The following is a 25,076-nucleotide window of genomic DNA, read 5'->3' as shown; positions in this document are numbered from 1 at the left end:
GCTGGTAAGCAAGAAAGGAATGGATCAGATGAAACAAAGCAAGCACAAGGAAAAAAAGCTGAATAGAAGTATTAAATATGGTAGTTATTCATTATTTATGACAATATTAGTAATTGGAATTCTTTATATAATTAATTTAATTGCAGGGAATTCAAATCTTACCGTTGATTTAACAGCAAATAAAGTATTTAGCTTATCGAGTGAAAGCAACCAAATATTAGCGGGGCTAGAGGAAGAAGTAACAATAATTTCGCTTTCCAAAAGTGGGTCTGAGGAAACGACAATTACTAGAATATTAAATGAATACAAAAAAGCAGAAAAAATAAAAGTAGAGTTTATTGATCCTGAAATCAATCCTAGTCTCGTAAGTGAATACCAAGAAGATGGTACTACTTTACCATATGGTAGCGTTATTGTAGCGAGTGGGAATAAATATAAAGTGATAAATAGTGTCGATATGTATTCTTATGATTCTTCCTATCAAAAAATTGAAGAGGTACAGGTCGAGCCACAAATTACAAATGCAATATTAAATGTAACAAATGATTATAATTCTACTATCTTTACATTAGTCGGACATAATGAAACTGCCTTACCTGAGAGCTTAGTCTCGGTCCTTAAGACAGAAAATTATCAAATCGAAGAGCTTCAACTTATTCAGGATGAATGGCAACCAGAAGAAAGTGATCTATTGCTGATTAATGGGGCAAAAAAAGATTTAACAGCAATGGAATTAGAACAAATTGAAGAGTATCTCGATAATGGGGGAAGGCTTCTCTTATTTTGTGATATTGGAGAAGATGTATTTCCTAATTTGAATGTATTGATGAACCGTTTTGGCGTTTCCGTTAATAAGGCAATGGTATTTGAAAATGATAAAAATTATACAGTTACGTCGCAAAACTTTTATTTAGTACCAAAGTTAACTTCACAACCAATCGTAAAACCGCTTAAAGATTCCAAGTACTCGATCCTTACTGTATACGCTCAACCAATTGATATATTAGATGTAAAAAAAGACACATTAATAATGGAGCCGCTCTTACAAACTTCTGAACAATCCTATGGAAAAACGGTTGAAACAATGAAATTAACAACAACCTATGAAAAACAAGAAAATGATTTGACCGGACCATTTGATATCGGAATGGCGATAACGGATCAAAACAAGGATAATGAAAAAATAGACAGTAAACTAGTTCTTTTTACGAGTACACAATTATTAAATGAAAGTTTAATAGAAGCTAGTAATGAGGCAAATATAGACATTACAGTTAACAGTATTAACTGGCTATCGAACCGTCAAGATAGTATGTCGATTCGTCCAAAGGATGTTACTAGTAAAATATTGGCAATGAATCAATCTCAGCAAATGATTATTAGCGGTATTGCTATACTAGTAATCCCACTGCTAATTGCGATATCCGGAGGGTTGACTTGGTATCGAAGGAAAAATAGATAACCAATCCTTTTTAAGGAGAAATGTTGATATGAAAAGAAAAAAGATCGTCATTCTATGTATAGTATTTATAGGACTGCTTGGAGTATTTTTCTTTTATAATATGTTTCCTTCAAAAAGCAATGGCGTAACCAAGGAAACAGAGAATCTCATCTTTAGCCAAAATGAAAAAGATTTAAAAGCAATCCATATATGTAATAAATTGAATGAATTAATTTTTGAACAAGTGGAAGGTAACGACGGGTTGGAGTGGAAAGTAAAAAATGCGGAGGCATCTATAGACGAAGTTAAGCTATTCGAAACAATCCAATCGTTAACTAACATTGAAGCGATAAACATTATTAAGGAAGATACGGGAAATCTAGCAGAATATGGTCTAGCATCTACAGAAATTAAGGCTATACTTGTAAGTCGTGACGGTGGGAAACAGACACTTCTGTTAGGGAATCCGTTACCTACTGGTAAAGGGTATTACTTTATGGTTGAAGGTTCTAAAACAATCTATTCTGTAGAAAAGAAAACTGCCCAACCGTTTACCATTACATTAAATGATCTAGTGTTAAATAATAAACAAGGGAATTTGAACGGAGCACAGTTTCATGAAATTACTTATCAAAATGGTGCCGATTCAATCGTAATGAAGCAAGTAACTGATTCTTCTTCCAAGTATTTTAGTCACTATTATTTAGCAGAACCGTATGATACAAGACCACAGGTTAATGAAAGTAGCGAAGCATTTGAAACAATCATTTCTGTTCTTGCCAATGTATTACCGATGGAAACTGTTACTTTATCAGCAAGCAATTTGTCTGATTACGGTTTAGATAAACCTGCTGTTTATGTAGAAGTTGAAACATTGGATGGTGAATTACGAGCAATATCGATTGGTAAGCAAAAGGAAAATGGTATTTATTATGCACAGTTCGATAAAGAACCAGCAGTTTACTTAGTAAATCTTGGGGAATATTCAAGTATTTTTGCTATTGATGCCTTTGCATTAGCAAATACTACTCCAGTTTATACATTCATTAATAATGTGAGTGCCATTACCATCAACGCAGAATCTGCTAGCTATCAAATGGAATATCAAAAAAGTGAGGAAGATAAGACAAATACAGAGATGACAAATGTTAATATCGAATTCCTGTTAAATGGTCAGGCGACGAATGAAGAAGAAATGAGAGGTGTTTATCTCGATTTATTAGAATTAAATGCGGATTCGGAACTTGCAGATAATAAGCAATCGTTAGCAGAAAAAGCCGCGATAACAATGGAGATACAATTTGTAAATGAAGAAATAATAACTGTTCAATATGTACCATATAATCGAGATTTTTATGCAATCGTAATCGATAATCAATATGATTTTGTAATCGCAAAGGATAAATTAGAAAAAATTTTACACCAACTAGAAGTGATAACTCATTCAAATAATTCATAGGGTATAATCAAGTGTTTTTCATTGACATTGGATAGAAAAAAGAAGTATATTCATAATGAATCCGGTTTCAATTTTAAAATAATATTCAATGTACATGAAATTTGCATAAAATTCCTCCTACTGTAAGTAATATTATATGAATACTATATTAGATAAACACTGATGAATACAATTGCATAACTAAGAATATTGTAAATAATACTACAGCTGTTCGATATAAAAGAGGTTTATAGAGATGAAGAAAGACGTAAAAAAGAATATTACAATTTATGATATTGCAAAAGAAGCAAAGGTTTCTCCAACAACGGTTTCGCGTGTACTAACAGGAAATCCATTAGTAAAAGAAAGCACAAGACAACTTGTGTTAGAAAAAATGAAAGAGCTTGATTTTACTCCAAATGAAGCCGCGAGAAGCTTAACAACAAAGCAAACAAATACAATAGGTTTTATCTTACCAGATATAACAAACCCTTTCTTCTCTCAAGTGTATATAGAAGTAGAGAAAAAAGCTTTGGATCTAGGTTTTACCATATTACTACGAAATTCCATGAGTAATAGTGAAGTAGAATCTGCTCATTTGAAGGAATTTACGGAAAAAAGAGTGGAATGTATTGTTTTTATGGGAGGTCGGATTAACAAAGTTCAACCTTCCGAGGAAGAAATTAACGAGATGCGCGAAGTCGTCAAGCGGGTACCAGTCATTATGGTAAATGGCAAAATGAAGGATGTTAATTGTTATCGGATCCGAACGAATGAAGAAGAGGGGATTCGCTTAACTGTAGAACATTTAGTTTCATTAGGTCATAAAAAAATTGGGCTTATTGGAGGAGTAAAAGGAATAACTTCTTTAGATTTAAAAACAGCAGCATACAGAAAGTCTTTAAAAGCTTTCGATTTAGAGGTTAATCCAAATTGGCAGGTTCCTTCAGGTTTTAGCATCGAAAAGGGTAGAGAAGCAATGAAGCAATTACTTTCTCAAAAGGATTTACCGACAGCAATAATTGGTATCAATGACTTAGTTATTTACGGTGCATTGAAGGAGTGTAGAGAGCAAAATATTTCAATTGATAATTTCTCCTTTGTTGGCTTCGATGATATTTTTCCATCAGATATCGTTCATCCAAGCTTAACTACCGTTAATCATAATTACGATATTCTCTCAAGTGAAATTGTAAAAATCATTCAAAATATAAAAGTAGGAAAAGCTTCAAAGAAGGGAAAAATCATCAATACAAAGCTGATTATTAGAGAGTCGACAAAGGAGGTATAATTTTTTAGCAAAAAATGGCACCGGTTCCATTTTAACCTTCTTTATGAGCTGCTATTGATTTTGAATAGTTGATTATCCGGTAAAAGGGAGGAAATATGGATCGATTGACAATAGAAAATTTATTGGAGAATACAAAGATTAATAGACTGTCATTATTGTTCTCTAACGGTATAACAAAGAGTGAATGGTTGGAAAAGCTAAGAACCTCTGCTAGCTATCAGCCGTTTGTAAATGAAATAAAAGAGGAGGCAAACAATATTCTTGAAAAACCTTGCCAGGAGCTGTCTTATACATTGTTTTCTTTATTTCGGAAGACAGGTTCTCGACTAGAGTTTGAAAAAGTATATTTTGCTAAAAGAAGACGGTTGAATACTTTTGCCTTTCTGACATTACTGGAGCCAACTAATGAACAATATGTAGAGGAATTGCATAATTCCATTTGGTCTATTTGTAATGAGTATTCCTGGTGTTTACCTGCTCATTTAAAAAATAGTCCTGAGATAAGTTTGCAAGCCAATTATTCACTGAAAAGAACATTTAGTGAATATTCCATTGATTTATTTTCTGCTGAAACTGCATTTACGCTTAGTGAAATAGTAACGGTAATGGAGGATACTTTAGATCCTCTTCTCATCAACCGCGTAAAACATGAGGTTCATCGGAGAATATTTTGGCCATTTATACATCAAGGAAAATTTGGATGGGAAACAGCTATGCATAACTGGGCATCCGTTTGTGCAGGATCCATTGGAGCTGCTGCAATCTATTTATTAGAAGATGAAGGAGAACTGTCCATAGTGCTTGAACGTGTTCTTGCCACAATGCAGTATTTTCTAAAAGGCTATAAAGAAGATGGAGCTTGTTTGGAAGGTTATGGATATTGGGAATACGGATTTGGATTTTTTGTCTATTTTGCTGATTTAATGAAAAAACGAACGAACGGTGCTATTAATTTATTTTTGAATGAAAAAGTCCACCAGATTGCATTATTTCAACAAAAGAATTTTTTAAATGGTAGTTCTCTCGTTAATTTTTCGGATGCGCAAGCAAACGGAAAGGTTTTTATTGGGTTAAGTCACTATTTAGCGAAGCTTTACGAAGATTTTGAAGTTCCGGCAATCACTCTCCGTTCAACCTATACTGATGATCATTGTAGTAGATGGGCACCAGCATTTCGAAACCTCCTCTGGTATAATGAATCGCTTTTAGGTAATTCGTGGAGATCTGCAACCTATTATTTTAAGGATTCTCAATGGATAATCTCAAGAACAGATACGAAATATGCTTTTGCCGCAAAAGGTGGTCATAATGGTGAACCGCATAACCATAATGATTTAGGACAATTTATCCTACATGGGGAGCAAGAAGTATTTTTAAAAGACTTAGGGTCAGGTTTATATTGTGATGCTTATTTCGGAGAAGAACGTTACACATTTATTTGCAATGGTTCACAGGGGCATTCTGTTCCAATCATTAATGACCAATTTCAAAGAGCAGGACATCATGTGGAAGCAATGGTTAAAAAGGTAACTTTAGGAGGTGATGCTGAAACTTTTGCGTTGGAGATAACAAAAGCTTATCCTGTACAATCACTAAACAAACTAGAAAGAAATTTTACATGGAGAAAAGGAAAAAAACCATCTCTTTATCTAATAGATACATATGTTTTTTCGGAAGAACCAAAAAAGGTTGTCGAAAGATTTATTCTACCACCAATGACAATAGAGGAGCATAAGGAAGGGATTGTTGTAAAAGGAAGCGAATCGTTATTAATCCAATTTGACCGAAAAAAAGTAGAAATGAAGATTAATAAAATGGAGTTTTCTAACCATTTTGGTGAAATGGAATCATTTATTGCACTTGACTTTATCCTTAAATCACCTGCTAAAAAATTCGATATTGCATTTTCTTTTACCTTTATAAAATGAACCAATTTTGCAGATGATTGGTAGACTTTTTGATTCAAAATGTAACAGTATGTATCAAAGGGTATTTTTTATGATTTAATGGTTCAAACATACGAATAAACAATAGAAAAGAGGAAATAGGATGTTAAAAAGCTTGGCAAAATTTAAATATTCGCCTCCAAAAAATGGATTTCCAGAATGGAATAATAACCCAGATATTTTTCAATTAAACCGATTGGAAGCACATGCGACACTTATGCCATATTCAACGTTAGAGGAGGCGTTAACGGGAGATCGTTCTTCATCCACCTATACACAATCGTTAAATGGTAAATGGAAATTTGCGTTTTCAGAAAATCCTGATGGTCGATTGATAAATTTTTTTGCAACCGATTTCAGTTGTGAATCATGGGATGAAATTACGGTTCCCGGCCATTGGCAATTACAAGGCTACGATTATCCACAATATACAAACGTTCAATATCCTTGGCGTTTAGTAGATGACATAAAGCCACCATTTGCCCCTACTAAATATAATCCGGTTGGGCAATATGTTCGCACATTTGTTACACCAAAAGAGTGGAAGAACCAACCAGTCTATATAAGCTTTCAAGGGGTAGAATCAGCATTTTATGTTTGGTTAAATGGTGAACTTGTTGGCTATAGTGAGGATACCTTTACACCTGCTGAGTTTGATCTAACCCCATACCTTGTAGAGGGGGAGAATAAATTAGCAGTAGAGGTTTACCGTTGGAGTGATGCAAGCTGGTTAGAAGACCAAGATTTTTGGAGAATGAGCGGAATATTTCGGGATGTTTATTTATATTCCACACCAGTAGTTCATATTAATGATTTCTTTGTTCATACCGATTTAGATGATCAGTACTGCCATGCTGAGTTAATTATTGATGCAAAAATTACCAATTACTTTCAAGAAAACATCGGAAGCTTAACCTTTGAAGCAAGATTATACGATCAAAATAATCAGGAAGTATGGAATGAGCCTATAAGTGTATCCGTTGATGTAGATGGAAAGGATTATTGTGCTATCGAAGCAAGAGCTTTTGTGGAAAATCCATTAAAATGGAGTGCAGAGCAACCAAACCTATATACAGTAGTTTTAAGCTTACTAGATCCGTCTGGTGGAATTATAGAAACGGAGAGCTGCAAGATTGGATTTCGAAAATTCGAGATAAAAGATGGGTTAATGAAAATCAACGGAAAACGAATTGTATTTAAAGGCGTTAACCGTCATGAGTTTGCAGCAGATAAAGGAAGAGCAGTAAGCTATGCGGACATGGTACATGATATAAAGCTAATGAAGCAGCATAATATTAACGCTGTTCGTACGTCCCACTATCCGAACCATCCAGCGTGGTATGAGCTATGTGATGAATATGGATTATATGTCATCGATGAAACGAATTTGGAAACACATGGCACTTGGCGGTATGGTCAAAAGACAGAGGAGGGCGCGATTCCTGGCAGCAAACCAGAATGGGAGGCAAATGTATTAGACCGTTGTAATTCGATGCTGCAACGGGATAAAAATCATCCATCTATCGTGATCTGGTCACTCGGGAACGAATCTTTTGGTGGGGATAATTTCATTAAAATGCATGATTTCTTAAAGGAGAAAGACCCATCAAGAGTTATTCACTATGAAGGGATATTCCATTTTAGAGAATCAGAGGCAGCATCTGATATCGAGAGCACGATGTATATTACCCCTGAGGGTGTGGAGGAATATGCAAGAAAAGCTCAAGCAAGCGATACATTTCATAAACCATATATTCTTTGCGAATACTGTCACTCCATGGGGAATTCTACTGGAAACCTTTTCAAATATACTAGGTTGTTTGATAAGTATCCAATACTTCAAGGGGGCTTCATTTGGGATTGGAAGGATCAGGCATTAGTTCATTATACAGAAGCTGGTGAGCGTTATTTAGCCTATGGTGGTGATTTTGGAGAGAATCCACATGATGGAAATTTCTCTGGAAATGGGCTGATTTTTGCGGATGGTTCCATTTCTCCAAAACTATTAGAAGTGAAAAAATGTTATCAAAATGTCGAAATTACTGCAGTAAATTTGGAAAAAGGAAAAATTGCTATCCATAACAAGAATTTATTTACGAATCTAAATAACTATCAGCTACAATGGGTTCTCACTGGAGATGGGGAGCTTGTTGAGAGCGGCATACAAACAGTTGATATTGAACCAGGAGAAAGTAAAGAAGTAATTCTTGATTACTCCATACCTGTCGAAGCGAACGATCCAAGAGAATTTATCCTAACTGTAAGTCTCCTAGAGTCTGAAGAAAAACGTTGGATTGGAAAAGGCCATGAGGTTGCTTTTGAGCAATTTATTTTACAAGGAGAATCAGTTAATTTCAAAGGGAAGACGGATATGCTGACGAAATTAGAAGTATTAGAAAAGGATGAGCAATTGGTAATCAAAGCAGAAAACATTACAGTAGGATTCTCTCGTGAAAATGGTAGTTTGGAATCCTTCTTAGTTGCAGGAAACGAATTGATTAAAACGCCTCTCGTACCAAATTTCTGGCGGGCGATGACTGATAATGATCGTGGGAACAGGCTAAATCAAAGAAGTGCAACATGGCGAGAAGCGGGAATCAATCGAAAGCTTAAATCTTTCTATTTTAAAGTAGAAGAGCATTCTGTTCTAGTGATTACGAAATATGAGATTCCAACAGAGAAAACCTCAAAATGTAAAATCTCTTACCGTATACATTCAGATGGAAACATTAAAGTAGATTTTGAACTTGTTCCTGGAGAGTATCTACCGGAAATTCCAGAGGTGGGTGTTATGCTCTCCATAGATGAATCGTTTGGAAATCTTCAGTGGTATGGTAGAGGGCCACAAGAGAATTATTGGGATAGAGCAACAGGTGCGAAAATTGGTTTATATAGCGGACTAGTGAAAGATCAATATGTTCCATATTTACGACCACAAGAATGTGGAAATAAAACGGATGTTAGATGGGCTACTCTGACAAATAATGATGGGCTGGGACTAGCAGTTTATGGCATGCCAACTATAGAAGTAAATGCATTAGCCTACAGTCCATTCGAATTAGAAGCGTATGATCATGTCTACAAGCTACCAACAAGTGATAAAGTTGTACTTCGAATAAATGCGAAACAAATGGGTGTTGGTGGAGATGATAGCTGGGGCAAGAAAACACATCCAGAATTTACCTTGTTTGCAACCCAAAGCTATCAATATTCCTTCGGATTAAAAGCTGTAACGAAATAGAGATGGACAATAGAACCCCGAACTTACTTTTTAATGCTGCGGGGTTCTTTTTACTGATTATAGTGCTGTTGTTTCGGTAGCTGATTAATGGAAATGATTGGAGAGGAAGTATCGTGAAAATCAAGTCAAATGCATTCTACCCAGACGCTCAAACAGAAAAAATCATCGTTTCAGAAAATGCTTTTCAAATATTAACATCAAGTACAGGTGGGGCAGTTAAACTTGATGGTGCATTGCTTTCATCTAACCTATGGATGGAAAGTAATTATGTATGTGCAGATATTTATCATGAATCGGACAATGTTCTCGTCATTGTATTCCGTTTTACAGAGCATAGTAATAAACAAATTAAAGTGCATTATGGAATTCTACCGTTTGTTAAAACAAGATTGTGCTTTCCTTTGAAGGCTTTAGATGGAGAAAAGCTATTCCTAAACCGGTATCCCGGAGTTATGCAAAGTGTATTAAGAGGCGACAGTAGAATAAACAGAGCAGAAATAAAGGATTTTGCCATTGAAACCATATCTTCTTTAAATGGAAGACAAATAGAAGTAGATAATGTGCAGTTTTTGAAAGAAGAGCCAGATTTTTTATGTGAGAGGCTTCCATACATCGACGAGCTCGGGCAATTAATACATAAGGAATGGGCAAATAAAACAAAAACGGTCGAAGAAATGATTCACTATTTAAAGAATCAATGGGCACAAAGTCAACGTCCAATTCAATCGAATGATGACTTTGGTAGATTTGGCGGTTGGAAGCATTTAACCTTCACGAGTACTGGTTATTTTCGAACGGAATACGATGGAGAAAACTGGTGGTTCGTAGACCCTGATGGCTATGCATTATTTAGTATAGGCATCGATTGTGTTCACCCAGATGATTCTATGAAGGTGACAGGAATGGAACATTTAATCACATGGCTCCCAGAACAGACAGGTCGTTTTCAGCAGGCATTCTCTCGGGAGAACTTTTGCTATAGTATCGCGAATTTAATCCGCGCATTCGGTGATTTATGGTGGGAGAAATGGGCGGATATCATGATAGCAAGATTTAAGGAGTGGGGAGTAAATACGATTGGAAATTGGTCTAGTGATGATTTTATTTCATATTCTAAATTGCCTTACGTAATCCCATTAGCAAGCTTTCCGACTACTGAGAAAACAATATACCGGGATTTTCCGGATGTATTTAGCACTGAATACGATGAGAATGCAAAAGAATTTGCTACACAGCTTTTACCATTTAAGGATGACCGCTATCTTATTGGATATTTTATGCGAAATGAGCCACATTGGGCGTTTGTAGATGGTCTTGATTTAACCGAAACGATGCTCCTACATTCGCAATCTTTTGTAAGTAAGGATGCCTTTATCGATAGAATGAAAGAAAAATATACTACTATTGATCAGTTAAATAAAAGCTGGAATACACAATTTTCTCGTTTTTCTGATTTACTGTATCCAGAGAAAATAGAACTGACAGGATTTACAAAGCAAAAAGATGATTTTCAAGAATTTAATAAAATCCTTATTCGAAAATATGTGGAGATTCCTACTCGTTATTGTAGAGAAGTTGATCCGAACCATTTGAATTTGGGGATGCGCTATGCCTGGATATCTAATGAAGCACTGCTAGAAGGCTGTGAGCTGTTTGATGTCTTTTCAATTAATTCCTATCAGAGGAAACCAGACGAAAATCAAATCGAAAAAATAAGTCAAAAGTTGAAAATTCCAGTTATGATAGGAGAATTTCATTTTGGAGCGGCAGATGTTGGCATGTTAGCCTATGGAATTCGCGCAGTTGCAAATCAATCAGATCGTGGGGCAGCTTACCGATATTATGTCGAGCAAGCAGCCACAATTAAAGGGTTGATTGGTGTCCATTATTTTCAGCAAAATGATCAGCCAGTATTAGGTAGGTTTGATGGGGAGAATTATCAAATTGGTGTTCATGATGTTTGTTTACGGCCATATGATGAATTCGTTGAAGGAATGAAGACAGCTCACAATAATCTTTATTTTATTCGAATAGGTAAGAGACAGGCAACTGACTATTCACCAAAAGAAATTCCGAAAACAGGATTTTAATTTCTGTTATGAGAGCGAAAAAAAAAGGAAAGGCTGTTTTCTTATAGATTGTAGCTATTTGTAAAAGGGCTGGCAACTAAATACATTCCGCTTTCCTGCGAGAGTCTGCGTATATTCAGTATGCTACTTTAATAAAACTATCACATGAAATAACAACAAACCTTTAGAAAATAGCCAAGAGAAATGGGGATAAATATGAAACTATTAGTAACGGGAGCAAATCGTGGATTAGGTTTTTATTTAGTAAAGGTTGGGTTAGAAAAAGGGTACCATATATTTGCAGGAGTTCGAAATTCTACTCCTGATGCAATGAAGTCTTTAGAAGATTTAAAGAATACATTCGGTGCGAATTTGACAATTGTAAAATTGGATGTGACAGACGAGGCATCGGTTATTCGTGCATCACAGCAGGTGATGACCGAAACTGCCAATCTTGATGTAATTATTAATAATGCGGGAGTTTTGTTTGGTAGAAATCGGACGATTGAAGAAGTGGATATTGAGGAATGTATGAAAACAATGGATATAAATACATTTGGTTCATTACGTGTGTTAAAGCATTTTCTCCCATTCGTGCGGAAAGGGAAAAATCAATCGATTATTAATATCTCGTCAGATTCTGGAAGCTTAACGAATGCATATAGTGGTGATTATGCATACGGCCTTTCTAAGGCAGCATTAAATATGCTCTCAGAAAAGCTTCATATCTATTTGAAAAATGACTCTATCCGTGTGTACTCTATTCACCCAGGTTGGATGCGGACAGATATGGGAGGGCAACAGGCATCATTAGACCCAATCGTTTCTGCAAATGGAATTTTCCAAATAATCGAATCTAGACCAGTTATTGCGAGCAAATATGTTTTTATCGATTATAAAGGACAGCCAATGGAAATTTAAAATTCACCTAGAATACTATGGACTTTTTCATTAGAAAGAGTGAATAGTTAACGATATCGACAATAAATTAATCGATATGTACGTATAAGTTATTGACACCGCTTTCATAGAGTGCTATTTTTAGCTTGAAGATAATTATTTAGGGAGGAAGGTATATGAAAATTCATTTATTGTTAGATAAAAAGGGCCCTATCATTAGTAAATACATATACGGACAATTTGCGGAGCATTTAGGACGATGTATTTACGAGGGCATTTGGGTAGGGGAAGATTCGCCCATACCAAACGAAAAAGGAATTCGATTAGATGTGCTCGAGGCATTAAAAGCAATAAACGTCCCGGTACTCCGTTGGCCAGGAGGTTGTTTTGCTGATGAATATCATTGGAAGGATGGCATCGGTCCGAAAGAAAACCGCAAGAAGATGATTAATACCCATTGGGGTGGAGTGGTAGAAAATAATCATTTCGGCACACATGAATTTATGCTGCTTTGCGATTTGATTGGATGTGAAGCTTATATTAATGGAAATGTTGGCAGTGGTACAGTACAGGAAATGTCTGAGTGGGTAGAGTATTTAACATTAAATGGTGAGTCTCCAATGGCGAATCTTCGTAAAGAAAATGGCCGAGAAAAGCCATGGGATGTAAAATTCTTTGGCGTCGGTAATGAGAGCTGGGGCTGTGGCGGAAATATGCGTCCCGAATTTTATGCAGATTTATATCGCCAATATCAAACATATGTACGTCAATATGGGGATCAAAAGATTTATAAAATTGCCTGCGGTGCAAGTGTGGATGATTATCAATGGACAGAAGTTTTAATGAAAAATGCCGCACGCTTTATGGATGGATTAAGCTTACACCATTATTCTATCCCAACGAGAAATTGGCAGGATAAAGGGAATGCCATAGCTTTCCCAGAGGAAGAATGGTTCTCCCTTATCGAACATGCACAATACATGGATGAGCTTATTGAAAAACACAGTACAATTATGGATAAATATGATCCAACGAAACGTGTTGGGTTAATTGTAGATGAGTGGGGCGCATGGTATAATGTCGAGCCTGGTACAAATCCTGGATTTTTATATCAACAGAACACCATTCGGGATGCTGTATTAGCAGCTATTACATTAAATATTTTTCATAAACATGCGGATCGTGTATACATGGCAAATATTGCCCAAATGGTAAATGTTCTGCAGTCCATGCTATTAACAGAAGGAGATCAGATGATTAAGACTCCTACCTATCATGTATTTGATTTGTATCAAAATCACCAAGATGCCGAATTGGTTGATTCCTATGGCGATGCTATCGAACGGGTTAGCTATACTGCTTCAAGGAAAAATGGATGTCTATCAATATCACTATGTAATTACGATCTTTCAGAAACAAAAGAAATCACCTTTACCGGCAGGTTAGGAAATTTCTCCGTCATAGATGCGCAATACATTTCAGCTGACGTAATGGATGCACATAATACATTTGAAGAACCAAATAATGTTGAGAAAAAGAACTTCTCCAACTACGAGATTAATCAGGATGGATTAACCATCACTTTACCACCAATGAGTGTTCTTACCGTTGTATTAAAGGAAAGCTAAGATGGTTTGTGTTGGATGTAGAATAAAAGAACAGGTTGCGCAGCTGAATGTTGATGAACTTGTAATAGAGCAATTATCGCTCGAAGCCGATGTTTTATCAGATGAAGAAAGAGATGAACGATTGTCCATTTGTCAAAACTGTAATTATTTATTAAACCATACATGTAGTAAATGCGGCTGTTTTGTAAAGTTCCGAGCAAGTTTACCTTACAAAAGCTGTCCGATTGGACAATGGTAAATAGGAGTTACTAACAAATGACAACATTTTCTTTTGGCGGTCTTCGTCTGTATTTAAGTTGCTATTTCAAAGAGAAAATTCGGATCATGCTTAATGGATAAAAGAGGTGAATGAATGAAGCACCATCAATATGCACTTACGCCACCGATAGGATGGAATAGCTGGGATTGCTATGGGGCAACGGTTACGGAGGAAGAAGTAAAAGGAAATGCGGAGTATATGGCAAAGAATTTAAAAAAATATGGTTGGGAGTATATCGTCGTAGATATTCAATGGTATGAGCCAGGAGCGGTCTCCTCGGCGTATCGGCCATTTGTTCCTTTAGAAATGGATGAATACTCGCGATTAATTCCTGCAGCTAATCGGTTTCCTTCTTCTGCAAATGGAAAAGGCTTTAAGCCATTGGCTGATTACGTCCACAGCTTAGGACTAAAATTCGGTATTCATATTATGAGAGGTATTCCAAGGCAAGCTGTTCATCAAAATACGGCAATTTTCGGTACAAATAAAAGTGCTCGGGAAATAGCAAATACGAACTCCATTTGTCCGTGGAATACGGATATGTATGGAATTGATCCAAAGAAGGAAGGCGCAAAGGAATACTATCATTCCTTATTTCAGCTATATGCAAATTGGGGAGTGGATTTTGTAAAGGTGGACGATATTGCAGCATCCACATTATATGGAACCAATACGGATGAAATAATGCTGATTAGAAAAGCAATAGAACAATGTGGGAGACCGATGGTTTTAAGTCTCTCACCTGGACCTGCACCTTTAGAACATGCGAGCCTTTTCGTTGAAAATGCCAATATGTGGAGAATGACCGATGATTTTTGGGATATTTGGGAACTACTTTATCAAATGTTTGAACGCTGCTATAAATGGAGTAAATTAGTTGGTCCCGGTTATTGGCCAGATGCAGATATGCTCCCGTTAGGCAGAATTGGGGTACGCTCAGTAGATGGTGGTGCAAGCAACCGATATACGCGCTTTACGAAGGATGAGCAGCGAACAATGATGACATTATGGACGATATTTAAATCCCCTTTAATGTTTGGTGGGGAGATGCGAGACAATGATGATTGGACATTGTCTTTGTTAACAAATGAAGAAGTTCTTCATGTCCATAAAGCTGGCTATAGTGCCCGTCAAATTTATCGAGAAAATGACAAGGTGGTTTGGTCTACGAAGGACTTAGAAGGAAACCTTTACGTAGCATTGTTTAATATTGGGGAAACTACTACAAATGTTTCAGTCTCCTTAAATGAATTAGACTGTATAAAGCCAAAAAAAATGCGCAATTTATGGGATAAAACAGATTTAGGAACTGTAGAAGATCGGATTACTTTTGAACTAAAGCCGCATGCTTCCATTTTCGTGAAACTATCAAACTAGCATCTATATTTATTTCGGATAAGCGGATTAGCTTATGATACCTATAAAAATATAAAATAGGAGTTGATTTTCTTGAAATCAATCGAAAATGTTCAAATAAAAGATACGTTTTGGCGTTCCTATTTAGAAACGGTTAAAAAAGAAGTAATCCCCTATCAATGGGAGGCATTAAATGATCGCCTTCCAAATACGGAACCTAGCCATGCAATCGAAAACTTCCGGATTGCCGCTGGGGAGGCTGAAGGGGAATTCTTTGGGATGGTTTTCCAGGATAGTGATGTTGCAAAATGGTTGGAAGCTGTCGCCTATATTTTAAAGGATGAACCAAATGAGCAATTAGAAAAAACAGCAGATGAAGTAATTGATTTGTTAGAGCGGGCACAACAAGAGGATGGCTATTTAAACACCTATTATACGATTAAAGAGCCAAATAACCGTTGGACAAATTTAACGGATAATCATGAGCTTTATTGTGCCGGACATTTAATAGAGGCGGCAGTTGCATATTATAAAGCAACAAACAAAAGGAAATTTTTGGATGTTGTATGCAAATATGCTGATTATATCGATCAAGTGTTTGGAGAAGAAGAAGGAAAAATACATGGTTATCCAGGTCATCAAGAAATTGAATTAGCTTTATTAAAGCTTTATGAAGTGACAGAAAATGAGCGGTACTTGCATTTAAGTCATTATTTTATTCATCAACGTGGCAAACAGCCGCATTATTTTGATGAAGAGAGAAAAAGACGCGGACAAACAGGACCAAATTGGTATATTGGTGGGAATCAATATAATCAATCCCATCAACCAGTGATTGAACAAAAGCAAGCGGTAGGGCATTCGGTACGGGCAGTTTATATGTATACTGCGATGGCAGATTTGGCAAAAAAGACGAATAATGAATCACTTAAAATTGCCTGTGAAAATCTATGGGAAAATGTTACTCAAAAGCAAATGTATATAACAGGAGGAATCGGTTCAAGCGAACATGGAGAATCATTTTCCTTTGATTATGACCTGCCAAATGATACATCCTATACAGAGACGTGTGCAAGTGTCGGACTTGTATTTTGGGCAAGAAATATGCTTGGATTAGAAAAAAATCGAAAATATGCAGATGTTATGGAACGTGCCTTGTATAATGGAACAATCAGTGGGATGGATTTAGATGGGAAAAAATTCTTTTATGTCAATCCACTCGAGGTATGGCCAAAGGCTTGTAACCATCGATTTGATAAAAGACATGTCAAAGCCGTTCGGCAACAATGGTTTACTTGTGCATGTTGCCCGCCAAATTTAGCAAGAATGATAGGATCCATTGGTGATTTTATTTATTCTACGGAAGATAATCAATTATTCGTTCATCTTTATATCGGAAGTGAATCGGCAGTTTCCATTAAAAATCAAAAAGTGAAAGTTATACAGGAGACAAATTATCCATGGGATGGAGATGTTAAGCTATCCATCGAGATAGAAAGCGCTACCGAATTTACTATAGCTTTAAGAATTCCAGGCTGGTGCAAAAATCCAGTCGTAAAAGTTAATAATCAATTAATCTCCGTAGAGCATTTAGAAAATGGCTATCTTTATATTAATAGAACATGGGAAAATAATGATCAAATCGAGCTGATTTTCCCGATGAAGCCTGAGCGAATATGGTCTAATCCAAAGGTTAGAGAAAATCTTGGGAAGGTCGCGATTCAAAGAGGTCCAATTCTTTATTGCTTGGAAGAAGTAGATAACGGAAAAGAATTGCCGGCAATCCAATTACCAAGACAGTCCATCCTACAGGAGGTAAATGGAACAGGGCTATTTGAAGGTATGGTTACTATTAAGGCGGAAGCATATCGTTTAGTAGAAAATACAGATGATTTATATGTCAATAATGCACTTTTAAAAACCCCTTGTATAATAAAAGCAGTTCCATATTTTGCATGGTGCAACCGTCAACCTGGCGAAATGCTTGTTTGGATCAATGAAGATCGTAATGTTTGAGCTGGCAAATGAATGTCCATTTAAATGATGGGAAAAGGGAATGGTTTCTTAATCGCTCTATTCTATTCACAAGACTGTTGTTAAAAGGGTGTTTGTTGCTTGTAGTTTTCATGAGTTGTGAGATAATATATAAAATCCTTTAGTAGAATGAATACGATGTTAACTTCTTTTTTTTATATTTACCAATAAACATAACCTGCCCCAAATGAAGAGGGGCAGGTAATTGTTTTAATTATGATAACTTCCGATTTCTGCGCTTCTGATAGATGAAAAGTTTAGCTGTAAGTAAAAGGATGATAGAACCAGTGAATAGTAGGTTATAAAAATTGTTTGCTGTATTTGGTAAGTTCTTTTCTGGTTCTTGGTCTTTATCCCGTTGGTCCAGATTTATTTCCTCTTTTGATTGTCCGGTATCCTCTTGATTACTTGGTTGCCCATTTCCTGGCCCCTCATCAACAGGTGGCGATTCTGGATTCGCTGGATCAGATGGTTCCGGGTCATTCTCATCAGCTGGATCAGTTGTTGACGGTGGCGCAATATCTTCCCCTTTTACAAATGTCCAAATATTGGAGACTGTTCGTCCAGTGTATTTATCCTCTGCAACAGCGTACCACGAGTATGTCACGTCATTTTCAAGACCTGGCCAAACGGTTTCAGCTATTTCTCCACTTTGTATCTTTTCGTCTTTGCCAATTTCGCTATCGGTATACACATTGACAGAGAAATAGTCGGTGGCTACACGTTTTTTCACTGCAGATAAATCCAAGTTAATAACGAATTCATCTTTTCCTGGATATGCCTCTCCATCATAATAGTTATAATCATCAAGATAAGGAGAATACGTATTCACTAGTATTCTATTATTTTCTTGATCGAAATGCAGCAATCGCATATATCCTTGCCCACCTTCAGGTCCTGCTTGATAATCGGCTAGCATTTGATATACTTTACGATCCACTGTACCATCCCCATTGTCATCAATTTCATTGACAAGGGTTTGTGCTTCGTGATAATGTCCGCTTAAAACTGCAATGACATTTTTATTTGGTACCACTACTTCATTATAAAGTTTTTCCCCGAGAGGATGTCTCGTTCCAGATGCTTGCAAGTATTCATGGAAGCTTAAAATTGCCTTACGATCTGGATAAGCTGCTAACACATCGTTCATCCATTGAATGCCTTCGTCAGTTACACCCCAACCAAGGTATACCATGATATAGTCATTCCCACCAGCGGAAATAAGATCATAATGACCGCGATTGTTTTCGTAGGAACCACCATAGTATGGTTTATTTTCAAAGCGATCCGCACCGAAATATCGGTAATAATCCGTATAATCATTGTTTACTTGATTTACATCATGATTACCAGCTAAAACGCCATAGGGGATGTTTTCATCGTCTAAAACTTTCATATACTCATCTGCATATTCCCATTGATATTCCTCGGTAGAAACATTTACTAAATCCCCGGTATGGAATACATATTTAATTTTCATTTCCTCTTGCATTTCTGCAATCCATTCTGTTTGTCTATCAAAAATATATGGATAACTTTCTGCATAATATTGGGTATCGGACATCCATACAAAAGTATAATCGTAGTCATCCGGTGTACTAGGAATTTCATCCTGGATTAATACATTGACCTTTGCATCTTTGACAAAATCACGCACAGCAACATTTCCTTTTAGTTCAAAGTCTACTGTTCCTGCTACGTCCGAATCAATTAACGTCCAATCCTGTGTTGTATGATTCCATGCATACATGGATACTTTCCTACCCTCTAAAGAATTTCCGTTCCAAACAAGCTCAACAATATCATTTTCATCAACCGAGCGATCAATTGTTACATCAAAACGGTGATATGGGAACTGTGTATCGGAATCTGTTACAAGATAGTTTCCATCCATGTCCGATACGAGAGAAAGATCCTCATCATTGAAAGCTTGTTCGCCTTCCGGTACCATTGTTTGCGGTGGTTCTGTATCGGAAGCATTTTTATAGCCTGAAATGTGGTCGATTTGACTTGGATCATATTGAAACCCTTGATAGAATGTAACATCTAGTTCATCTCCTGTTGGATCGGTCACACGGACTTGAAGTCTAGGATCTCCTGCAATTGGAGTACCTGCTACTGGATTGGGTGCCACAAGCACTGGTTTTAATGGGTTTTCATTTACTACGGAGAAACGCTTTGTGATTTCCTGGTTGTTTCCTACTTTATCAATAGCGACAATTGTTAGCATATGCTCACCAGGAAGTAGCTTAGATGATGCAGTTTCAAATGGTAGTGTGATTGCTTTATCATCTAAGGTCACTTGAACGTCCCCCACTCCTGCAATCGCATCTGTTACCTCTGCATCAATGGTAAACGCACCTTTGTATTCCTTATTATCCATAATTGTTGTTTGAATAACTGGTGCTGTATTGTCTATCAAGATTCGCGCAATTTTTTCTTCGTCATTATCTGTTGTTTTAATTTCATGTTCACCATCTGCAATTACAGTTGTGTCCCAATCATATGTTTTGGAACGAGTATGTTCCTCAGTAATCGAAAAATGAAAGTCAACAAATGGATTTGCATCATTCATTTTTAAAATCTGTGAAGCATCACTAAAATTTGGATCCTTCAAGACCGTTCCGTCGGCAAGTACGAGTCGGACATTTCGTAAATCATAATCGTCACGGTTCTCAGGTGAATCTAAATCAAATGGAGATGCCTTGTTTCCGGAACGAACCGTTATCGTTGTGTTGGCAGTTAAGCGATCGGATTCAATCGGAATACTGAACGTTTTCCATTGTGTTAACCAGTCATCATCCATCAAGTAAAGGATGTCATCGCCCATTGTTACAGCATTTTGGAAGTACGTATTCAATCCATTTACCTCAAAAGCGAAATAGGCTGTTCGCTCAACAGAGTGGTATAAATCATCGGTTACTTCTGTTCCGTCAATAAAGAGTGTGACATCTTCAGGATTATCTGTTTCAGAAGTTCCTTTTAGGACGGCTGTTCCATTTAATATTTCGCCATCTGCAACATTTAAGCGTAAGCTCGATTGGTCTAAGTCACTTGTAATGGTCACTCGATATGTATCACTTATTACTTCATTTTGACCATCGGAAACTTCAAAATAATAATCTACATATTGATTCCCAATGAGATCAGGAGAGTAGATTGTATGATGATAGAGCATATCATCGTAATCTTCCTGAAGAATAGCTTCCTGATATTCTGATTGATTATTAATCTTATAAAATAAGCGTACAGACTTTACGACTTTGTCATCGGTGGCATTGATAACTATCGGAATATCATCTTTTTGATCAAGTTCTGTAACATCTGTTAAATTTTCAATGGAAGGTGGAACGGAATCCTCTTCATGCTGCACCGGTTGGGCTGGCACTTGGAAGGGTTTTACGATTCCTGGAGTTGCATCCATTATGGCGATTTTCGTTGATTGTGTTGATTTGTTTGTAGGGAAGCGATAGAGAATCCCTTTATCTGGCATAGTGTCATCAACATTTGGCTCATCGAAATAGTAAGCAACTGACACCTCTTTATGAGTATTGGTTGCGACAACAAGTCCACGCATACTTCCATTTGCCATTCCGCCACTATAGATGCGGACAATATTTTCATTCTCTACTAATTGTGAGTCGTAATGGGCATTGAAATCCGCAACGGTTAACTCACGGTTTTGATCGTTTATGATCCAGAAAACAAGCGTTTCCCCAGCTGGAATTATCACTTCCTCTGGAATCGCTGGCCAAACGACATCTGTTCCAGCATCGGTTCCATAACGGTAATAAAGCTTATAATCTTTGAAATTCATTGGTTCATTCGTATTATTATAGATTTCGATAAACTCATAGCCATCTGCAGTACCGACATTCGTTGTGTCTGGTACAACCTCTGTTACAAGAAATTCTGGAAGTTGATTGTAATTTATATTTGGCTGCTCTACATGTATCGTATATGCAGCTGTTTGTACCGATTGGAATCCATCGGTAGCCTCAATATAATAAACCATGGAAGATACGACACTTGTAGCTGGAATTTCTCCTATGTACGTAGATGCATCAGCATCAGTAGTGCTATTACGCATAGATACAGAGGAAAAATTATCTTCATTTTCTTCTTTGTAATAAAGTGTAACAATTGGTATTGCACTATTATCGGTTACAGTAGCTGTCACTTGAATTGGTGTTAATATTTCTCCTTCAATAATGGCAGAATGTGTAATTACTGGTGGCTCTGTATCAACTGGCACTTCTGGTACATGAACAGGAGTGGCCGGAACCTGTTCTTCCTCAATAGTTCCAGGCGTGGGATTAGCCAAAATGCGATGTGTGACCATTTCTGTTCCTGCTAAAGGATATTTATATTCCACAACTGCACCAGTATTATCAGTTTCGTTAGCAAAATAAGCTGCAGAAATGACAGATGTACCTGTATTATCACGGATGACAATCGCACGATTACCACCGTTTGCAAAACCAGGAAAACCTTCTGTAAATGGAATGATTTGTTCTTCTGTCAAGTTCGTGCCAAAATTTTGATTGAATTGTTCGACTGTTTTATTTCCGTTATTAAACCAGAACACAATTGTCTCCTGTGATTCAATGGTAGTAGGAGGGACTTGGAATATTCTTTCTTCCCCTGAATCCGTATATAAGTATTGGAACGAATAGTTCGTTAAAGTGATTGGTTGATCGGTATTATTATAGAGCTCGAAATATTCAAAGTAATCGGTGCCACTACCATTGGAATTAGGCGAAATTTCCGAAATCATTAGTGGTGGTAATTGATTAAAATCGATATCCTCTAAACCAGTAATCGGTACTTGAACTGGAATATCTTTTGCAAAGTTGACGCGATGATTCTGGTCGGTAGCTTCGATGTAATAGCTAATAGACGCCTGTGATAACAATTCTTTTGCAATGACCGCTTGAAAATAATGATTATCAGAGGTTTCCATTTCTATTTTTTCGAAAGCGGTATTTGGATTTACTTGATAGTAAAGAAATGCTCGTGCATTTTGTTGATCATCATTAATTTCCGCAGGAATAACTAAATCCTCTAACGCGATTGCTTGTTCAATCGGTGTATGATTGATTTCCGGTGCTTGGTTATCCGGGACATTTACTACTTGTTCTGGGGCCTGTCCAGCCACCAATGTACCTGGAGTTGGCTGTACTTGCTGTGCAAACTTATCCATTTCGATGCCTACTTCTGGGAATTGATAATGCACGGAAAGTCCATTGCCAATATCCTCAAGCAAATAATTTGCCCAAACAACGTCATTTCCTAAGCGGTCTTTAATTACAACTGCACGATTTCCGCTATTATAGAATCCAGGTGCACCGCTGTATTCGACAACATTTTCTGCAGATAAATTCAATTGGTAGTGTGAATTGAAATCTGCTAATGCTTTATTGGATAAATTATTCCAAAATATGATCGTTTCCTCTGGCTCTAAGGTGACTGGAGCAAAATTCATTTTCACATCTTCATTGCCACTGCCATCTGTATAACGTAGGGCAAATGTATAATGATCTAATACAATCGGTTGATTGGAATTATTGTAAACCTCAAAATACTCGTAATCATCACTGCCAGCATTATTCGGCATGATTTCTGTAATTAAAATTGGTGGTACATTTCCAGTTGTTTTAGTTGCTGCTTGCTCTATGTATTCTGTTTGCTGTTCTTCTCTAGTAGCATCACTAGACTGTCGAGTGCTAGTAGATGGATCTGGATTCGATTCATCTTCCGCTTTCATATCAGTCGGTTTGCCATCCTCTACATGCATAGGGGAGGTGATGACGGTTTCGACATTTTCAGATGTGCCGTCGGCTTCTGCTGCTAAAATCCTTTTCGGGGGACCGATAAGATTAACATTAGAAACGAATAGAGCTAGTAGTAATAGAACGATCATTCCTTTTTTGAGTTTCTTTCTCACTTTTCTTCGCATACTTTCCTCCTTGAATTTAATAAAAATTGTTTCAATTAAAAGTTTAATAGGGAACTATTAAATTCATTTAAGAAGAATGTTAATTTTTTGATAGATATATTAAGAATATTACAAATAGAAGAATGATGGGGAGGTTTTACCCAAATGATTTCGAATGAAATAAAAACCATCAAATGATGATTAACAGTCATCATTTGATGGTTTCGATACGCATGTATTCCTACACATTTTACTCAATCGTTTTTCGTTGGATTTGTTTACTTATAATGTTTTCGTTTCTAGCTTTAATCCTTCTACTTCTACATCTTCATCAATTTCCAAGACAAGGCATCGCTTTCCCTGAAACATAATGTATTTGACATGCTTCAAATCTTTTGGGCTAAGGGTAAGCTTTGCTACTTTCGTATCAATTTTAATCGTTTTTGGAACTAAATTATTTGCCTTAAATTCGTGTTTTTCATCAATTAATACCGATTTCATTGCGTGTTCCACTTGTTCAATACGCACATCCTCGACACCACTTGCAGTTAGAAGCTGCTCGATGTCATGGGAATCTAGCATTGGTGGTTCCACTTCTTTATCTTCCTCATCTTCACTCTCTGCACTGACCGAAATCATTCGATCCAATTCACCGTACACATTGGAGATGACGTCCGAATCCACTTTGTCACCGATTACTTCTTTTAAAATATGATCAAAAATGTCTTTATCCTCTTGTGCAGTAATGATTTCCTCGCAATTAAGGACTTCTTCAATAAATTGGAAGTCTGGTTGATTAGCTTTTCCGGAAAAATAAAGAATATGATTTACATCTGCTGCATTATCATTAAAGGCAGGAAATAGAAAGCCTGTTAATGGGGCAGCTAAATTTATAATCGGATCTACGACATTATTGGCTTTAAATGTTCGCTCGATAAAATCGAATAATAGCGTTTTTTTCGGCTGATCTATTTTATTTAAACTACATAAAATAAGGGGGCTGGCATATGTTTCATCATCTCCACCCTCCTCGGTGTCAAGGCTACGTTTCCTTGTCGGCTTGCGATACTCTGCCCGAATAAAGGTTACAACCGTATCGAATTCATAAACAGTCTGTGCAAACATTTTCTCGACAATTTGCAGCATTTGTTCATTCCAGTCCTCGGTATCCTCCATATGCAATCCTTCATAAAGAATAGTTTGGGTACTATACTCTACATTATGGCGAAATTTTAACTCAAATAGCTTGGAATCAAGGGAACCGGTTAATACTTTTTTAAAGTTCACTAAAAATAATTCCTGGGCTTCCTTTTCTAGCATATAGAACGGTTGACTAATATGTTGGTAAATTTCACCTGTTTCTTTTTTTACATATACATTGAAAATATCTTGTATTTTCATTCGATAATTGTCTAATTTAAATTGCTTTCGAATATTTGCGATATCTTTTTTATTCACTAGTTTCAACTCCCATTTTGATTATACATTGTTGAAAATAATTTTGTAATACTTGACTAATAAACGGAAGCGAGAAA

The 25,076-nt window shown here is 36.6% G+C and carries 13 protein-coding genes; 11 read left to right on the top strand and 2 right to left on the bottom strand.

Going from position 1 to position 25,076, the window contains the following annotated elements; all coding sequences use genetic code 11:
• Nucleotides 1–28: 28 nt before the first annotated feature.
• The 11 genes from OEV98_RS03500 to OEV98_RS03450 all read left to right on the top strand — a co-directional run bounded on the left by OEV98_RS03500 (nucleotide 29) and on the right by OEV98_RS03450 (nucleotide 17,585).
• Nucleotides 29–1,462 carry a GldG family protein gene (locus OEV98_RS03500; RefSeq protein WP_263071813.1) on the top strand — a complete coding sequence of 478 codons (1,434 nt, stop codon included), beginning with the start codon at nucleotides 29–31 and terminating at the stop codon, nucleotides 1,460–1,462.
• Nucleotides 1,463–1,490: 28 nt separating this feature from the next.
• On the top strand, nucleotides 1,491–2,900 hold the full coding sequence (locus OEV98_RS03495; protein ID WP_263071812.1) for a DUF4340 domain-containing protein: 1,410 nt from the start codon (nucleotides 1,491–1,493) through the stop codon (nucleotides 2,898–2,900).
• A 235-nt stretch (nucleotides 2,901–3,135) separates the two neighbouring features.
• Nucleotides 3,136–4,170 carry a LacI family DNA-binding transcriptional regulator gene (locus tag OEV98_RS03490; protein WP_263071811.1) on the top strand — a complete coding sequence of 345 codons (1,035 nt, stop codon included), beginning with the start codon at nucleotides 3,136–3,138 and terminating at the stop codon, nucleotides 4,168–4,170.
• Nucleotides 4,171–4,265: 95 nt separating this feature from the next.
• Nucleotides 4,266–6,098 carry a heparinase II/III family protein gene (locus OEV98_RS03485; protein WP_263071810.1) on the top strand — a complete coding sequence of 611 codons (1,833 nt, stop codon included), beginning with the start codon at nucleotides 4,266–4,268 and terminating at the stop codon, nucleotides 6,096–6,098.
• Between the two features lie 121 nt (nucleotides 6,099–6,219).
• Nucleotides 6,220–9,357, top strand: coding sequence for a glycoside hydrolase family 2 TIM barrel-domain containing protein (locus OEV98_RS03480; RefSeq protein ID WP_263071809.1), 3,138 nt, complete (start codon nucleotides 6,220–6,222; stop codon nucleotides 9,355–9,357).
• 113 nt (nucleotides 9,358–9,470) lie between these two features.
• A complete protein-coding gene (locus tag OEV98_RS03475) occupies nucleotides 9,471–11,447 on the top strand; it encodes a beta-galactosidase (protein WP_263071808.1) in 1,977 nt (658 codons plus the stop codon).
• A gap of 195 nt (nucleotides 11,448–11,642) precedes the next feature.
• On the top strand, nucleotides 11,643–12,347 hold the full coding sequence (locus tag OEV98_RS03470; RefSeq protein ID WP_263071807.1) for an SDR family oxidoreductase: 705 nt from the start codon (nucleotides 11,643–11,645) through the stop codon (nucleotides 12,345–12,347).
• A 155-nt stretch (nucleotides 12,348–12,502) separates the two neighbouring features.
• Nucleotides 12,503–13,954 (top strand): alpha-N-arabinofuranosidase, encoded by a 1,452-nt coding sequence (locus OEV98_RS03465; RefSeq protein ID WP_263071806.1) that lies wholly within the window; start codon nucleotides 12,503–12,505, stop codon nucleotides 13,952–13,954.
• A 1-nt stretch (nucleotide 13,955) separates the two neighbouring features.
• Nucleotides 13,956–14,192, top strand: coding sequence for a DUF6171 family protein (locus OEV98_RS03460; protein ID WP_263071805.1), 237 nt, complete (start codon nucleotides 13,956–13,958; stop codon nucleotides 14,190–14,192).
• A gap of 114 nt (nucleotides 14,193–14,306) precedes the next feature.
• On the top strand, nucleotides 14,307–15,590 hold the full coding sequence (locus OEV98_RS03455) for a glycoside hydrolase family 27 protein (RefSeq protein ID WP_263071804.1): 1,284 nt from the start codon (nucleotides 14,307–14,309) through the stop codon (nucleotides 15,588–15,590).
• A gap of 72 nt (nucleotides 15,591–15,662) precedes the next feature.
• Complete coding sequence (locus tag OEV98_RS03450; RefSeq protein WP_407676479.1) at nucleotides 15,663–17,585, top strand: glycoside hydrolase family 127 protein; 1,923 nt, start codon at nucleotides 15,663–15,665, stop codon at nucleotides 17,583–17,585.
• A 232-nt stretch (nucleotides 17,586–17,817) separates the two neighbouring features.
• Here OEV98_RS03450 and OEV98_RS03445 read toward each other — a convergent pair whose 3' ends face one another.
• Together OEV98_RS03445 and OEV98_RS03440 are read right to left on the bottom strand one after the other, a co-directional pair.
• Nucleotides 17,818–23,562: a lamin tail domain-containing protein gene (locus OEV98_RS03445; RefSeq protein WP_263071801.1), complete on the bottom strand. Its 5,745-nt coding sequence runs from the start codon at nucleotides 23,560–23,562 to the stop codon at nucleotides 17,818–17,820.
• A 261-nt stretch (nucleotides 23,563–23,823) separates the two neighbouring features.
• On the bottom strand, nucleotides 23,824–24,999 hold the full coding sequence (locus tag OEV98_RS03440; RefSeq protein WP_263071800.1) for a DUF4317 domain-containing protein: 1,176 nt from the start codon (nucleotides 24,997–24,999) through the stop codon (nucleotides 23,824–23,826).
• Between the last annotated feature and the right edge of the window lie 77 nt (nucleotides 25,000–25,076).

The organism is Perspicuibacillus lycopersici (genome assembly GCF_025660475.1).
GTDB classification, from domain to species: Bacteria; Bacillota; Bacilli; order Bacillales; family Caldibacillaceae; genus Perspicuibacillus; species Perspicuibacillus lycopersici.
This window is presented reverse-complemented; position numbering and strand designations above follow the sequence as displayed.